The sequence below is a fragment of the Methylicorpusculum sp. genome, assembly GCF_030651835.1.
Taxonomy (GTDB): Bacteria; Pseudomonadota; Gammaproteobacteria; order Methylococcales; family Methylomonadaceae; genus Methylicorpusculum.
In genome coordinates, this window is record NZ_JAUSBX010000107.1 from 31,085 (window position 1) to 45,933 (window position 14,849).

Consider the following 14,849-nt stretch of genomic DNA (forward strand, 5'->3'; position numbering starts at 1 on the left):
TTGTATATCAAACTTCACACCCTTTTTGTAGTCAGCAATTCAAAAATGTTGCTGTATTTGTCGCGCTGCCATGGCCTTAACAATAGCTATCCAGTCCGCCACAATTTGCTGAATGTCATCCCCGACGGGAATGAAGTATGTGGTGAAACTTTTACAGAACTTGGTTTTAACTTCACGGGCATCCTGGAAGATGCAATTTGCAGCCAGATCGACATGCTTTAGCTTCATTGAGGCATTCTTGCTGTCTCTGGCGCTGGTAACCGGAGTCCACTTTAGGCTTTAATTGAGAAATAATGTCTTTGGATCGCGTTTTATTAACGCGCATAAAAAAACCGCTTAAAAAGCGGTTTTTTTATATCAATAAGTGGAGGCTGCGGCCGGAATCGAACCGGCGTAGATGGCTTTGCAGGCCACTGCATAACCATTTTGCTACGCAGCCATACTAAAAACAAAAAAGCCGCGATTACGCGGCTTTTTGAAAACTTTATTGGAGCGGGAAACGGGACTTGAACCCGCGACCCCAACCTTGGCAAGGTTGTGCTCTACCACTGAGCTATTCCCGCAACACCTTCAATGACGAGCATTATATAGAAAATATCACAGTAGTCAAGCATTATTTTCTAATTACTGAACATTAATCGCTAGCGTCCATGCAGTCTGTCCACTGCACTCACCTTCTGAAAGAATTTTGACATTAACGAATGCATTTTTCTTTCCATAAGCGTCCTGAAATCCTTCGACTGAAACAGGTGTTCCTTGTGGCATATGTTTACAGCCACCACTACGGTCATCTTCTTCGGTATCATCATAAGCAGCAATGGTACCTGGCACGGCCACAAGCCTGATTGAGGCATTAGGATCGGTTGCATTAGGGCCTTTCAATACATATTTTTGACCCATTTGAAGATCCTTGATTACCGGACCGCTTACTGTGGAATCTGAACCCCCACTAAATAAAGAAATTACAATTAATAAACCAACAGCGCCTAAACCGCCATAAAATATTTTGGGCTGGTCTTCTTTTAGTTTAAGCAAAGTATCCGTTAATTTGCCGATAGCAGCTTGGGACTTTTCTACTGCTTCAGTAGCTTTTTCTTGAGTTGTATTTTCTTCATTACTCATTGTTTCTCTCACTCTAAAATTATTATCGTAGTGGTTAAGGCCTGAAATTTTTTGGGTTATCAAGGTTATGACTCAGGTTTGATAACTAATTCAGCCCCCTTTATTTATTATTATAAGGGTCTTAATAATTTAAAATTTTACGTATTCGATGTTAAGCAAGTAACAAATTACCATGTTAATAAAACTTTTCAAGTATTAAGTGATCGGGCTATTTTCGTTGATTGCGAATAAAAAATAAAAACGTGAGGAAAAAAACGATTTGATATTCATTTATTTTGTGGTCTGGAGCCCTCTTCCAAGCGTCTGCATTCAAACTGCCAGTATCCTAAACCTATATTTTTACGGCCTCTCAAAATAATTGGAAAAGTATTTTTATTCATGAACATTCTTACTATATCGCCATCTTTTAAATTATAAGATTCAATAATAATGTAACTTTTGTCAGGCCCATTATCTTTTACCCCATAAATCAAGGCTCTAACAGGGGGCGTCAGATGATCAAGCGGCTGGTAAAATACGGCGTACACTTGAATTGCCAACAATTCAATTTCGAAACTTACTTTTGACGTTGACTTTGTAATTGTGATTTTATTTACAATCCCTAATGAACGCTTATTCACCGGAGCATCAGGCTTCCTGATACTCACCAGACTACCAATAGAAATAAGCTCTGTATTTTCAAAATCACAGGCTAATGATCTTTCTGATGCTGACTGTACACGATACTCCAAGCTTTGAATGTTCGCATCACTCGGTTCTGATAGTAAATCATGTGTATTATCGAGGCCAATGCAAATACAACGATCCAGACGATCCGAAAACAGGGCATAACCTTTTAACTCGATACCCTGCCATCTCAGACTGAGATAATCCAGCAACTCGATTGGCAGTTTGTTTTTTGGTACTTTTTCCGCCGTAATAGCGCTAAATCGAGCGTGATCTTTATTGACAAATTTGTCTTTTTGAAAAAGGATCTTATTTACTTTTTCAAAGCCCAGGTACAGACAAGAAGAATCAGTCCGATATTTAGACTCTGAGCTAAATTGAGGTCCTAGATCTTCATCAGTTAGCACAATACATTGGTTTTTTGCTTGATCACCTGCAAGTTTGGTATCAACAATCAAATACGGCGTCAATTGTTCTATAAAATCGAAAACCGGCAGGACTTCTTTTTGCGTCAAGCCCGCCGGCTGAGCCAGACTCATCATTAATATTTGCCGGTAGCAGTCATCCACAGAAACGGTTTTACCCAAATCACGCTGAAGCCTCGGAACTTTACTGGTCTCTTTTTTTATTTTTACGCTTAATCTGTAAATTGAGTGGATATCTATCCACACCCAATCAGGAACAGGCATGACCATTAAAAAATGACTTAGAACTATCTGACAAAGACCGCTGATTGTTCTCTGCAAAGATAAAACGACATGTTTGCCCTGAAACCAGCTGACATCTCTTTTGGTTTGCTCTTTTAAAGTAATCCAATACCCAATCGTGAACTCTTTCTGGAGAGTTATCAGAAGATTAAAAACTTTTAATGCTTCTTCATTTTGAGGAAAGCCTTGTGTTATTAGCTTGGACCTCAAAAATTCTTCTATACCTAAATAACTCAGCCTCAATATTTCAAGGGCATCCAGGCGAAACTGGGTGGCCATTGTGAGACCATTCAATTCTTTTAATAAATCAAAAAAAAGGCGCGTCGATAAACCAGGGTTAGTAACGGGGAGTTCACTTAACCAATGCTGTAGGGATTTTGGCTCAAATAATCTAAGCCGCTCCGGCAGGTCCCTTTGGACTGGGATTACCAGATAAAAAGAATTCTTCACTCAGCCCTCAGGTATATGAACATGATTGGCAATCTATAGAAATGCCCATTTTAGGGCTAAACAGTGTTTATCGGGCTAAAGGTCAGCAATTCCCAGTTTGAACTTAAAATATGGCTTTAAGGAGTGGCGTAAGCCTTACAAGGGACGCCGTAGACCCATTCATGGGGGCTTGACGGGCAGCATCCCTGCTGCAGACATCCTCGCAAAGCTTAAGCCACCCCTTTTTTTCGTCAAACTGGGAATTGCCGGCTCAAGGTAATAAAACTTGAGAGGTTTGGATCAACAGAAATAATATTCAGATGTTTCGATTAAAATTTTGTGACTATTCAGCGGAGCAACAAAACAAAGGTGCTGCACGGTGTAGGTTGCGGTTAGCGATAGCCAACCCAACATTTCAAGGACATGGCCTTAATTGTTGGGTTACGAAAAACATGCCGCCCAACCTACGCTGGATAAATACCCTTCGTCTGTCCTGATGACCAAAACAGCGAAGTGCTAAATCCAATCAGCCTGCTGACCACTATACGCTTACACCGTATCAGTTCTGTTTACCTTGCAAACCTAATCGCTCTCCACGATAGCTGCCATCTAAAATATTTGTCCACCAATTCGGGTGATCAATATACCATTGGACGGTTTTTCTTAATCCGGTTTCAAAAGTCTCTTCAGGCTCCCATCCCAACTCATTTTTTATTTTCCCTGCATCTATTGCATAGCGCAGATCATGCCCCGGCCGATCGACGACAAACTTGACCAATTGTTTATGAGGGCGAAATGATGAATGAGGCAAAAGTTCGTCCAAAAGCGAACACAGCGTGTCGACCACTTCTACATTGGTTTTTTCATTATTACCGCCAATATTGTAGACCTGCCCGACCCGGCCTTTGCACAACACTGCCTCTATTGCCTTGCAATGGTCCTCAACATACAGCCAGTCCCTAATGTTGAGCCCCTGACCATAAATGGGCAGGGTTTTTCCCGACATAGCATTCAAAATCATCAAAGGAATGAGCTTTTCAGGAAATTGATAAGGTCCGTAATTGTTTGAGCAGTTTGTTGTCAGTACCGGCAAGCCATAGGTATGATAATAAGCTCTAACCAGATGATCAGAAGCGGCTTTGGATGCAGAATAAGGAGAATTGGGTTGATAGGGCGTATCTTCGGTAAACTTACCCTCATCGCCCAGTGAACCATAAACTTCATCGGTTGAAACATGCAAAAAGCGAAAATTATCACGTGCGCTTCCATCCAACTGTTGCCAGTAGTTTTTCGCCGATTCGAGAAGACCGTAAGTACCCACAACATTTGTTTGTATGAATGATCCCGGATCATCTATGGAGCGATCGACATGACTCTCAGCTGCAAAATTGATGATTGCCTCCGGCTGGTACCTGGACAGTAAATAATCGACCAGACTTTTGTCGCCAATGGACCCCAGCACAAAACGATGGTTAATATCATCATCGACATCGGCAAGTGTTTCCAGATTACCTGCATAAGTCAGCGCATCCAGAGTAATGACTTTTGTGTCACCTTTCTTCAGCATCTGATGGACGAAATTACTTCCTATAAATCCTGCACCACCGGTAACGATGATAGTTTTGTACTGTTGCATTAAGCTCCCCCTTTTCTGGTCATCATGCCTTTTGATGGATTATAGCCAAAAATTGCCGCAATCATAAAAATGACGAAAGCAACCGATACGTAAATAAAAGCTTCAAGATTGAATTGACCGTAGAGTGCAAAACGAATCAGTTCAACTGCTTGGGAAAAAGGATTGTAGTATGCCAAGGTATACAGTAATTCGCTAGATTCCTTGAGTTTCCAGAGGGGATAAAGCGCTGTAGATAGAAAAAACAGGGGGAAAATGACAAAATTCATCACCCCGGCAAAGTTTTCCAATTGCCTGATAAAGGAAGAAAGCAATAATCCCAAAGCTCCCAGCATCATTCCCGCCATTAATAAAGCCGGCAACACCCAAAGATAACCCTCCAATGGCGCTTCAATTTCATAAAACCAGGCTATCAGAAGAAAAACATAGGCTTGCAAGACCGAAACAGCCGTTCCCGCGATCAATTTGCTGGTTAACAAGAACCATCGCGGCAAGGGCGAGACCATAAGTATACGCATGCTGCCCATTTCCCGATCATACACCATGGATAACGAACTCTGCATGCCGTTAAATAGTTGAATCATGCCGATTAAACCCGGCGTGATATAAACTTCATACAAAATATAGGTTTCGTAAGGCGGTGATATGGCGAGTCCCAAAGCTGAACGAAAACCTGCTGCAAACACAAAAAGCCAAATCAACGGCCGCACAAGAGCGGAAATAAATCGTTCTTTCTGCTTAAGGAAACGCCATAACTCCCGCCAGATAATCCCCCACATGGCTCTCCAGAAATGGAGTAATTTCATGATGCTTCTCCTTGAGTCAGCGCATAAAAAGCCTTGTTAACGGTATCAGCCGATGTTGTTTTAAGTACCTCTTCAACGCTACCTTGAGCCCGAATAATGCCTTTATGCAAGATCACCAAACGATCTTGAGGATAAATTTCGTCCGTCAGATGGCTCGCCCATAAAACGGCGATATTGCCATCAACCGCTAACTGATGCACGTAATCGACAATAGCCTGACGACTGGGTATGTCCAGGCCTACTGTAGGTTCATCCAGCAGCAGCACAGAAGGCTTATGCAGTAAAGCTCTGGCAATTTCAACCCGGCGCCTGTGACCACCATTCAATTGCCGAACTGATTCAAAACGGCGCTCAAACATGTTTAAGCGTTCCAGTTCCTCTTGAATCCGCGATGCCGCTGCTTTTCGGCTTAAACCGTGTAAAGCGCAGTGGTAGCGCAGATTCTGGATAACCGACAAATCCATATCCAGCGTCGTCTGCTGAAAAACGACCCCTAACCGGGCTAAAGCCTGGGTACTCTGTTTTTTGATGTCAAAACCGGCAAGCGAAATACGTCCGTGATGACTGTCATAGAGGCGGGTAATCAAGGAAAAAAGCGTGCTCTTCCCTGCTCCATTAGGACCCAGCAGCAAGGTGCATTCGCCTGAATTAACCGTGAAGCTGACTTGATCCAACGCGGGCTTATTTCCGTAAGCAAAACTTAAATTCTGAATTGTCAAGGCGGGTGAATTCATGGTTTTGATACCACTCCCCAGGGATAGCGCCCTACACCGATAGATTTAGTCACTTTGTGATTATCCAGATCAATAATGGAGACATCATTGCTGAGGCCATTCGTTGTATAAAGTCTTTTTTGATCCGGTGAAAACGCCAGATTCCATACTCGTTGTCCCACCAACAAGTATTTTTCAACTTCAAAGGTTTTTGCATTGATCACGGCAACCCGGTTGGCCGGTCCCATGGCAACATAAGCCCAACGCTGATCTTTATCTATAGCAACACCTACGGGCTGAATAGTGTCATCGGTAACCCCTTGAACGGATAGTTTAATTTTTTTTATGATTTGCCGGGTTTTGGCATCAAGAACAGTGACTGTTCCCGCCATTTCGGATGTCACCCATAAAAACTGACTGTCTGAGGTAAAACTCAGCGCCCTGGGTCTTGGATCCACCAACGTGTTATCACTGATTGTCAGTGTTTTAGCATCTATCCAATGCAGCATATTGGTTGCCTCAGTCGCACTGACAACCCACTGGCCATCAGGGCTTGCAGCAATTCCTTCAGGTTCCACGCCAACCGGTATTTGTTGAAGCGCTTGTTTTGTCGCGATGTCGATCACAGTGACGGTATTGTCGTCTTCATTTGAAGCGAAAAGCCGTTTACCATCGGGCGTGAGTGCAAAAGTTTCCGGGTCTTCACCGGAAGGAAGCCTGCCAATCTCAAGCAGCGTTTCTGAGTCAATTACTTTGATGGTATTGTCGTCACTGGTTGCTACAAACAGATATTTATAATCATGGCTGATTGCAATACCCCTTGGCCGCTGACCTACAGGAGCGGTTTTAAGCAGAGTACCTGCGATGGGGTCGACAACAGCAATTGCATTATCTTTTTCCAAAGTCACATATACCGTCTCGGCATGGGCGGCCCAACTCAACGCGGCAAGTAGACCCGCGCTTATCATCCAAACATTCATTAATGTAGCCTCATTTACAAAGTGATTCAGGTTGATCGAAACCCAAGGTATCCAATTCTGTTTTAGGGTGTAAAAAGCCCTCTATCGGAGCAACAGCGACCAGTGAGCGTGGTGCAGCCAGTAAAACAGGCTGCCGCATCTGGCCATCCCAAACCCGAAAGGATAGCGGTTTGCCTTTATAGCCCTGCAGAGCAAAGTCTTTACTCAGCATATAGGCTTTGATATCAGCCAAATTGACGGAACCGGTCCGCGTTGCCGCTTCACCTATGGCTCTTACGGCAATGTAAGCGCCATAATCGGCTTCTTCCATCCAGCGGCCTATTTTATCTTTGAAGCGGTTTTGCATTTGTATCGCGCCCCATTGCTCATGCGTTTTGTGCCATGCAGTTGCAATAAGACCCTGTGTTCCGATTACCGGCCTGGGAATCCAGGTGCGATAATCCAAATACTCGCCGAATGCACCTTGTTCATCGGCAACAATCAAAACATCATAATCCCCGGCTTGCGTAAATGTTGGAATATCAGACTGTTCAGTTTTACGGGCATCGAAGGTATGTTCCCATTTTTTTTCAGCTGTTATCTTGATCCCAAAACGTTTTGCCGAACGTTTAATTGCTGCCGCATAAAGTTCGTCTTCTTTTGCAGGTCCGACGACCAGGAACCACTTTGACCAACGCTTTTTCATCATGTATTGCGCAAGAGCATCTGCTCGCATTGCGCGACTGGGGAGAATAAACAAAACTTGCGGCAAGCATTTTGCTCTTAAAGCGTCGTCCGAAGTATTTGCATCAAAAATGAGCATCTGATCCGGCTTAGCCAGTTCACTGATTTTTTCTAATTCAGCAGCAGGTAAATTAGAAATGACAAATGCGTATTTATTGAGAACTTTATCTTTAAATAGCTGATAAGTGTCGCCCTGAACAGGAACGGCTATCTCATCTATTGCATAGACTTGTCCTGTGAATCGGCCGGTTGTATTGTTATCGGCCACACCGAGTTGCGCACCTGGAAAGCCTTTATCTTTAATAAAGGGATCAAGATTGGACAGTGACTGCGGAGGGGCAAGATCTTGACTGAAATAGGCAATTTTGATCTCTTTTTCATTTGCCGCACCGGCTAAACCAACCCAACATAAATAAAGAAAAAGTACTCTCAAAATAAAAGAATAAGCCATGATTTATTCCTGGAATTCTGTCAAAAATAAGGGGTGGTTAAGGCGAATTTTTGTAAGCTTACCCAACAACCTGGGCGTGTAAAAACTTAACTCAGACTCGTTTCAGTATGCTTGAAAAAATCGGAGGATAATAATACTTTGCTTAAGCATTGTAACGTAATCGACTAAAAACAAGTTTATTTCCCGAAAAGCAGTTAACCAGATTAAAGCAAGATAACAGGCAATTGGGCAGCAATTCCCAGTTTGATATTTTCAGCGTCACTTTGAACAGGGAAAAGCCTTTCGGGGAACGCCGTAAACCCCTCTTTGGGGGCTTGACGACAGCATCCCTGTTGCCGACATCATCGAAAAGCTTCTCCCAACCCTTTTTTCTTCAAATTGAGAATTGCTGGGCAATCGGATGTCTTGACTTTTCTGCTACCAAAACATAAAGCCTGCTTTCGTGAGTTTATTTAAAACCAATATTTCAATGCAATAACCAACAAAAGCCAATTATATTACGCTACGGCTGTTAAATCAGCCCTTATCCATAAAGCTTTGTGATTGAAAAGAAATAATTTTATTTTGACCGTTTCACTATTTCTTTGATTCTACGATAATTAACAATAAAGAAAATTTAAGGAATACCCTAATGCCGTCAACCCCGAGTAAAGATGTTGATGACCCAATACCCTATGCCGACGATCTGGTTCATTCCAATAGAAGAAAATCAGTGCGTTATGTCCGCAATGACGTTCAAACCACACTCTTGATCCGAAATTTTATGGGCTTAAAAAGCTCAATGGACGTCAAGCTTTTCGATATAAGTAGCCGAGGTGTAAACATTGCATCGGCAAAAAGGCTAAAAATCGGAAAACCCGTCTGCCTGATTTTTAGATTCGAGGACGGTATGGAATTTAAAATTAATGCATTTATTAGAAATTGCTGCATCAAATCAGAATACCAATACGGAATCCAGTTCGAAAAACAAGAAAATAATTTGGCTGATCATTTACTTAAGACTCAAGTAGATCTAGTATTCAAATAGATAAAATTAATTTCATCATCTTTTACGATCCAACCAGGAAAAAGTCATGGAAACCTCCGCTATTAACTCATCCCAATCAGCCCCCCCATTGACAGCCTCCAAAGCAAACTTTCAGACAACACCGACGGCAATGGAAAAAGAGGACAGGCCAATCCGGACTGAATCTGAAAATAAAGTCAAACTGTCTGATGATGCGGTCAAATTATCCAGGCAGTTTCAAAAAAACGAAACCGAACAGACAAAAACTCAAATTTCTAACAACGAGGAAGCCCAGGCTACAATCAATGACATTAAAATTGCCATGCAGAATGATCCGGGCCGCTCTTTTTCAGCTCAAAGCAACTTTACCTCAAATATGGTAAAAAGCCTGACCGGTTAATCAGTCAACTGCTATGCATCTCAAGTCAATTTATGTCTATCCGGTTAAATCACTAAGCGGTTTTAGCGTCAAATCCTGGCCGGTTAACGAAAAAGGATTGTTGCACGACAGAAGATGGATGATAGTTGATACGGAAAACCGTTTTATTACGCAACGGCAATTTCCAAAAATGTCATTAATCAGTACGTCATTATCCAAAGAAGGGTTGCATCTTTCGGCGGCCTCCATGCCACCCATCACCGTCCCTTTTGAATCCGATCCTACGGCTACTTTCAATGTTGAAATCTGGAATGACAGTTGCTCAGCCAAGCCCGCATCTGAAACAGCCAACAACTGGCTAAGCACGTTTTTAGAAACTGATTGCCGTTTAGTCTATCAACCCGAGGATGCAGTTCGTGTTGTTGATCCAGACTACGGAAAACCAAAAGACAAAATATACTTTTCAGACGGATTTCCTTTTTTAATCATTTCAGAAGCTTCACTTGCAGCCTTAAATCAGGAAATGAACGAAACCTTTTCAATGACTCGCTTTAGGCCGAATCTTGTAGTAACTGATTGCGAGCCTTATGCAGAAGACACTTGGCGAACCATTCGAATTGGTGCAATTGACTTTCGGCTACCTAAACCCTGTTCTCGCTGTTCCATCACTACGATTGATCCATCAACCGGACAACAAGGTAAAGAACCGCTAGCCACACTAAATCGAACCAGAAAATGGAATAAACAAGTCTTTTTTGGTCAAAATGCACTTCATGATAAGACCGGCGAATTGCACATTGATGACGCGTTAATTGTCCTGACTCAAGGACCAAAACAACCCCCGCTCATATAAATCAGCTCGCTAGTCAAGGCTTACAAACCTTCTTAATACGGGCTTCAAGCTATTCCGTTGCGCCAATCCTGCAAATCCTTTTATCAAGCCATCTCACCCTCCTAATGCAAAACATTCTGCTCATCCTCGGCGTCCCCTTACTAATTTATGGCTTTTGGCTCAGTAAAGACTTTACAGGTATTGCCGCAGGTATTTCGATTTTTTTATTTGGCATGCTGGCCCTGGAACAAGGGTTTAACGCATTTACCGGCGGCACACTGGAACGCATTCTAAGAAAAACCACCCGGACAAATTGGCGGAGCCTATGGTTCGGGATTCTTGCAACGTCGTTAATGCAATCCAGTTCGTTGGTCTCTATCATCACCATTTCATTTATCAGTGCCGGACTGCTTGAACTCGCTGCGGGTATAGGCGTTATCTTTGGTGCAAATCTGGGCACGTCTACAGGAGCCTGGCTGATTGCAGGCTTTGGACTTAAAGTAAATCTATCTGAATACGCCCTGCCGCTGTTAGTCTTCGGCATTCTGTTTATTTTTCAAGGCCATAAAAAAATAAAAGGTCTGGGTTATATTCTGGCAGGCCTGGGCTTTTTATTCCTTGGCATTCACTATATGAAAGAAAGTTTTGAAGCCATCAAGGAGACCCTTGATCTGGTTGAATACGCCATACCTGGAATTCGTGGCTTACTGATTTATACCCTGATGGGCTTTGCAGCGACCATCATCATGCAGTCCAGTCACGCGACGATGGTTTTGATTATCACCGCACTAGCCGCTCACCAAATAACGTATGAAAATGCCTTGGCCTTGGCGATAGGATCCAATGTTGGAACAACGGTAACCGCAATATTGGGATCGCTGGGCGCCAATGTGGAAGGAAAACGGCTTGCGGCGGCCCATTTTTTATTTAATATGGTTACCGGTTTACTTGCGCTTGCTCTGATCAAGTACTTTGAGGTCTGCGTTGATTGGGTTGCACAGATTTTAACCATTGCAGATGATAACTACACGCTTAAGCTGGCTATTTTTCATAGTTTATTTAATCTGCTTGGCATCATGGTGTTGTTTCCGTTTATCGACAAATTGGTTAAAGTGCTGGAGAAAACCATTAAACCGGCCAAATCCAATATTTTTAAGCCCAAATATTTAAACAACTCCGCCGCTGGATTTCCCGAAACTTTTGTCGAATCGGTCAGACTGGAAACCATCCATCTTTATGAAAACGCCATCCACATTGTGCTCAAAACGTTTGGCTTACACCGGCGGGACATACTCGACAATGACTTGCTTTGGGCTGCATTGCAAAAAGAAAGCACCCGCTCTTATTACGATATCGATGGGGGCTATGAAAAACGTATCAAAGGTATCTTCAGCGCAATTATTGAATTTATAAGTCAAGCCACGTTCAGCCGTGAACTGGAACAATCATCCAAACTCTATTGGCTCAGGAATTCGGGCCGTCATATTGTCGAAGCGATCAAAGATACCAAACACCTACAAAAAAACTGGATTCGTTACGGTCGCTCACCATCAACAGAAGCTCGGCATGAATATCAAAAAATAGCGTTTCAGATTGCGTTAATGATCAGGGAAATCGAACAATTCAGGCAGAAAATAGATCAAAATGAACTGCCTCTGCTGTCGCTGGATTCATTAAAATCAAAAATAGAAGACGATGACCTGCAAGTGACCCGCCAAATAGAAAAGCTTATCAGAGAGAAAAAAATCACCTCTCAGACCGGCTCCTCTCTGATCAATGATAGCGCTTACATGTACAGCATTAAGTCAAATCTTGTAAAAGCTGCGGAGACTTTATTTCTGCATAAAAGCCCACAAATGTTCCGCCCCGAACTCAAATTGACTTTGGATGACTCGGAAATAAAACAGGTAATAGAAAAAATCAACCCCGCTTACGGACAAAATTCCGATATCAACTGATCCAATAGCCTTTCTTGCCCCGACTAAGATAGAGTCTTTAAAGATGAACATAATCAAATTAGTAAGCAAGTTACAGCGTTTTTTCCGGCCCGAGCTAAAAAAAAATAAAGCTCACGCCAAAGAGTTGCAAAACATATTGGATAAACTAAAAAAGAAACAACAGGCACTTGAAAATGAGATCCTGCTGAACCAGGATCCTGAACTGATAAAGCTTTTTCAGACAGAACTTGAAATCATCCGAATGCAACACCAAAAAGGAATCGCCGCATTGCATGAAATTTATCAAAACATTAAAAGCCTGAGCTGATAATCTGCATAAAATAGCAATATTTTAGGAGCGAGCATGAAACAACTGCTTCAAAAACTGGAAGGGGTTCGGTGGCTCGATTGACAGGTGTCGGCGTCAGGGATTGACGCAGTCAAGCCTACACGGACGTATTCACGGCGTCCTGTCAGGCGAGTGACCGAACCTCACAAACAGTCCTGCTTGTAGAGGTTATTTTGTGTTTAGTTCTTAGAATCAGAATGATCAATTAAGATATGGCAAGCATCTTGATTGACTTTTAACTCAGGCTCTTCAAAATGCAAGTTCTGTCGGCCTTTAGCAAATTCACGGCCTTTAACGCTTGTCTTTACGCAGTAGGCTTATTACAGTAGTATTTTGCCAACCTTAAGAATGTTGCTACGTTCTAAAAACCGGACCTGTGCGGCTTTAAGCTGACTCATTTCACAACTCAACCGCGTTAAAATTTAACGCATTCAATGTAATAAACCCCATGTCAACAAACGAAATTCAAACGGCTTCAAATTTTATCCGTCACATCATCAACAATGATCTGAAACAAAACAAGAACAATGGCCGGGTAGCCACCCGGTTTCCTCCCGAACCCAACGGTTATCTGCATATTGGTCATGCCAAATCGATTTGCCTGAATTTCGGGACAGCGGCTGAGTATCAGGGTACCTGCAACCTGCGTTTTGATGACACGAACCCTGAAAAAGAAAGCATCGAGTATATGGAATCCATAGAAAGAGATGTCAAATGGCTGGGTTTTGAATGGCGCGAATTAAGACACGCTTCGGATTATTTCGAACAACTTTACCAGTTTGCAGTCGATCTGATTAAACAGGGTAAAGCCTACGTTGACAGCTTGTCGCCCGAAGAAATAAGACAATATCGGGGTACGCTTACTGAACCCGGCAAAGAGAGCCCGGATAGAAGCCGCAGCATCGAAGAAAACTTACGACTGTTCGAAGGGATGCGAAATGGCGATTTTGCTGATGGTCAGTATGTGCTGCGGGCAAAAATCGACATGGCTTCACCGAACATCAACATGCGCGATCCTGCCATTTACCGGATCCGCCGCGCACACCACCATCGAACCGGCGATCAGTGGTGTATTTATCCGATGTATGATTACACCCACTGTATTTCCGATGCACTGGAGAACATCACTCATTCATTGTGTACACTGGAATTTGAAGACCATCGCCCTCTGTATGACTGGGTCCTGGACCAACTCGATGTGCCCTGCCATCCACAACAAATTGAATTTGCGCGCCTGCAACTGGAATACAGTATTGTCAGCAAACGCAAACTCAATCAACTGGTTATGGAAAAACATGTCGATGGTTGGGATGATCCACGCATGCCCACCCTTGCGGGCCTGAGACGAGCCGGTGTTACCCCCAATGCCATTCGCGATTTTTGCGAACGTATCGGTATCACCAAAAAAGACTCCTGGATTGAAATGGCTGTACTTGAAAACAGCATTCGTGAAGATCTGAACGAAAACTCACCCAGAGCCATGGCGGTCTTGAAACCACTTAGAATCGTTATCGAGAATTATCCTGACGATCAGGTCGAGTCGCTTGAGATCAGCAACCATCCGCAACACCCGGAAATGGGCTCACGCAATATTCAGTTTTCAAAAACCGTACTGATTGAACAAGATGATTTTGCCGAAGTGCCGCCATCAGGATTCAAGCGTTTGATCAAGGGTGGCGAAGTGCGTTTACGCGGGGCTTATGTCATTAAATGCAATGAAATCATCAAAAATGAACACGGTAACATCGTTGAACTCCGTTGCACCTACGATCCTGATACGCTTGGCAAAAATCCTGAAGGCCGAAAGGTAAAAGGCGTTATTCATTGGGTATCCGAACAGCACTCGGTACCGGCTGAATTACGTTTGTACGATAGGCTGTTCAATCATCCCAACCCGGATACATTAAGCAACTTCCTGGATGCGCTGAATCCACATTCACTTGAAGTACTAAACGATTGTCGCGTGGAATACAGCCTGGCATCATCGGGACCCGGCAGCCGTTTTCAGTTTGAACGCATGGGTTATTTTTGCCGCGACCTTCATGATACCGACAAAGGCGTCATGGTGTTTAACCGGACGGTGACTCTCAGAGATACCTGGGGAAAATAGCTTCTG

Annotated in this window: 14 protein-coding genes and 2 tRNA genes; 6 read left to right on the top strand and 10 right to left on the bottom strand. The window is 43.1% G+C overall.

Annotated elements, in window-relative coordinates; translation table 11 throughout:
• Positions 1–39 precede the first annotated feature (39 nt).
• From Q7V32_RS14065 to Q7V32_RS14110, 10 genes are all read right to left on the bottom strand, one after another.
• Positions 40–228, bottom strand: coding sequence for a hypothetical protein (locus tag Q7V32_RS14065; RefSeq protein WP_304897618.1), 189 nt, complete (start codon positions 226–228; stop codon positions 40–42).
• Between the two features lie 137 nt (positions 229–365).
• Positions 366–439: transfer RNA gene (locus Q7V32_RS14070), tRNA-Cys, on the bottom strand.
• 49 nt (positions 440–488) lie between these two features.
• A tRNA-Gly gene (locus Q7V32_RS14075) sits at positions 489–563 on the bottom strand.
• A 61-nt stretch (positions 564–624) separates the two neighbouring features.
• Positions 625–1,122 (bottom strand): hypothetical protein, encoded by a 498-nt coding sequence (locus tag Q7V32_RS14080; protein WP_304897619.1) that lies wholly within the window; start codon positions 1,120–1,122, stop codon positions 625–627.
• A gap of 266 nt (positions 1,123–1,388) precedes the next feature.
• The gene (locus tag Q7V32_RS14085) at positions 1,389–2,945 is read right to left on the bottom strand and encodes a hypothetical protein (protein WP_304897620.1); all 1,557 of its coding nucleotides are present in this window, start codon (positions 2,943–2,945) and stop codon (positions 1,389–1,391) included.
• A 538-nt stretch (positions 2,946–3,483) separates the two neighbouring features.
• Positions 3,484–4,560 carry a dTDP-glucose 4,6-dehydratase gene (gene rfbB, locus Q7V32_RS14090; RefSeq protein ID WP_304897621.1) on the bottom strand — a complete coding sequence of 359 codons (1,077 nt, stop codon included), beginning with the start codon at positions 4,558–4,560 and terminating at the stop codon, positions 3,484–3,486.
• Complete coding sequence (locus tag Q7V32_RS14095) at positions 4,560–5,363, bottom strand: ABC transporter permease (RefSeq protein ID WP_304897622.1); 804 nt, start codon at positions 5,361–5,363, stop codon at positions 4,560–4,562. The genes rfbB and Q7V32_RS14095 overlap by 1 nt, the downstream gene beginning before the upstream one ends.
• The gene (locus Q7V32_RS14100) at positions 5,360–6,097 is read right to left on the bottom strand and encodes an ABC transporter ATP-binding protein (protein ID WP_304897623.1); all 738 of its coding nucleotides are present in this window, start codon (positions 6,095–6,097) and stop codon (positions 5,360–5,362) included. Before Q7V32_RS14100 ends, Q7V32_RS14095 begins: the two co-directional genes overlap by 4 nt.
• Positions 6,094–7,056 (bottom strand): PQQ-dependent catabolism-associated beta-propeller protein, encoded by a 963-nt coding sequence (locus Q7V32_RS14105; protein WP_304897624.1) that lies wholly within the window; start codon positions 7,054–7,056, stop codon positions 6,094–6,096. The genes Q7V32_RS14100 and Q7V32_RS14105 overlap by 4 nt, the downstream gene beginning before the upstream one ends.
• 10 nt (positions 7,057–7,066) lie before the next feature.
• Entirely contained in the window at positions 7,067–8,230 is a 1,164-nt protein-coding gene (locus Q7V32_RS14110) for an ABC transporter substrate-binding protein (protein WP_304897625.1), read from the bottom strand.
• A gap of 631 nt (positions 8,231–8,861) precedes the next feature.
• On the opposite strand from Q7V32_RS14110, the gene Q7V32_RS14115 reads away from it, so the two are divergent.
• The 6 genes from Q7V32_RS14115 (at position 8,862) to Q7V32_RS14140 (ending at position 14,843) form a co-directional block, all read left to right on the top strand.
• The gene (locus tag Q7V32_RS14115; protein WP_304897626.1) at positions 8,862–9,257 is read left to right on the top strand and encodes a PilZ domain-containing protein; all 396 of its coding nucleotides are present in this window, start codon (positions 8,862–8,864) and stop codon (positions 9,255–9,257) included.
• Between the two features lie 46 nt (positions 9,258–9,303).
• Complete coding sequence (locus Q7V32_RS14120) at positions 9,304–9,636, top strand: hypothetical protein (RefSeq protein WP_304897627.1); 333 nt, start codon at positions 9,304–9,306, stop codon at positions 9,634–9,636.
• 13 nt (positions 9,637–9,649) lie between these two features.
• Positions 9,650–10,468, top strand: a complete 819-nt coding sequence (locus Q7V32_RS14125) for an MOSC domain-containing protein (protein ID WP_304897628.1) — start codon at positions 9,650–9,652, stop codon at positions 10,466–10,468.
• 104 nt (positions 10,469–10,572) lie between these two features.
• On the top strand, positions 10,573–12,405 hold the full coding sequence (locus tag Q7V32_RS14130; RefSeq protein WP_304897629.1) for a Na/Pi cotransporter family protein: 1,833 nt from the start codon (positions 10,573–10,575) through the stop codon (positions 12,403–12,405).
• Positions 12,406–12,448: 43 nt separating this feature from the next.
• A complete protein-coding gene (locus Q7V32_RS14135; protein WP_304897630.1) occupies positions 12,449–12,712 on the top strand; it encodes a hypothetical protein in 264 nt (87 codons plus the stop codon).
• Positions 12,713–13,181: 469 nt separating this feature from the next.
• A complete protein-coding gene (locus Q7V32_RS14140; protein ID WP_304897631.1) occupies positions 13,182–14,843 on the top strand; it encodes a glutamine--tRNA ligase/YqeY domain fusion protein in 1,662 nt (553 codons plus the stop codon).
• Positions 14,844–14,849 lie beyond the last annotated feature (6 nt).

What these genes read in the sequence shown, in the direction of transcription:
- Q7V32_RS14065 (WP_304897618.1), bottom strand. Translation starts at nt 228, where the DNA reads ATGAAGCTAAAGCATGTCGATCTGGCTGCAAATTGCATCTTCCAGGAT.
- Q7V32_RS14080 (WP_304897619.1), bottom strand. Translation starts at nt 1,122, where the DNA reads ATGAGTAATGAAGAAAATACAACTCAAGAAAAAGCTACTGAAGCAGTA.
- rfbB (WP_304897621.1), bottom strand. Translation starts at nt 4,560, where the DNA reads ATGCAACAGTACAAAACTATCATCGTTACCGGTGGTGCAGGATTTATA.
- Q7V32_RS14095 (WP_304897622.1), bottom strand. Translation starts at nt 5,363, where the DNA reads ATGAAATTACTCCATTTCTGGAGAGCCATGTGGGGGATTATCTGGCGG.
- Q7V32_RS14100 (WP_304897623.1), bottom strand. Translation starts at nt 6,097, where the DNA reads ATGAATTCACCCGCCTTGACAATTCAGAATTTAAGTTTTGCTTACGGA.
- Q7V32_RS14105 (WP_304897624.1), bottom strand. Translation starts at nt 7,056, where the DNA reads ATGAATGTTTGGATGATAAGCGCGGGTCTACTTGCCGCGTTGAGTTGG.
- Q7V32_RS14110 (WP_304897625.1), bottom strand. Translation starts at nt 8,230, where the DNA reads ATGGCTTATTCTTTTATTTTGAGAGTACTTTTTCTTTATTTATGTTGG.
- Q7V32_RS14115 (WP_304897626.1), top strand. Translation starts at nt 8,862, where the DNA reads ATGCCGTCAACCCCGAGTAAAGATGTTGATGACCCAATACCCTATGCC.
- Q7V32_RS14120 (WP_304897627.1), top strand. Translation starts at nt 9,304, where the DNA reads ATGGAAACCTCCGCTATTAACTCATCCCAATCAGCCCCCCCATTGACA.
- Q7V32_RS14125 (WP_304897628.1), top strand. Translation starts at nt 9,650, where the DNA reads ATGCATCTCAAGTCAATTTATGTCTATCCGGTTAAATCACTAAGCGGT.
- Q7V32_RS14130 (WP_304897629.1), top strand. Translation starts at nt 10,573, where the DNA reads ATGCAAAACATTCTGCTCATCCTCGGCGTCCCCTTACTAATTTATGGC.
- Q7V32_RS14135 (WP_304897630.1), top strand. Translation starts at nt 12,449, where the DNA reads ATGAACATAATCAAATTAGTAAGCAAGTTACAGCGTTTTTTCCGGCCC.
- Q7V32_RS14140 (WP_304897631.1), top strand. Translation starts at nt 13,182, where the DNA reads ATGTCAACAAACGAAATTCAAACGGCTTCAAATTTTATCCGTCACATC.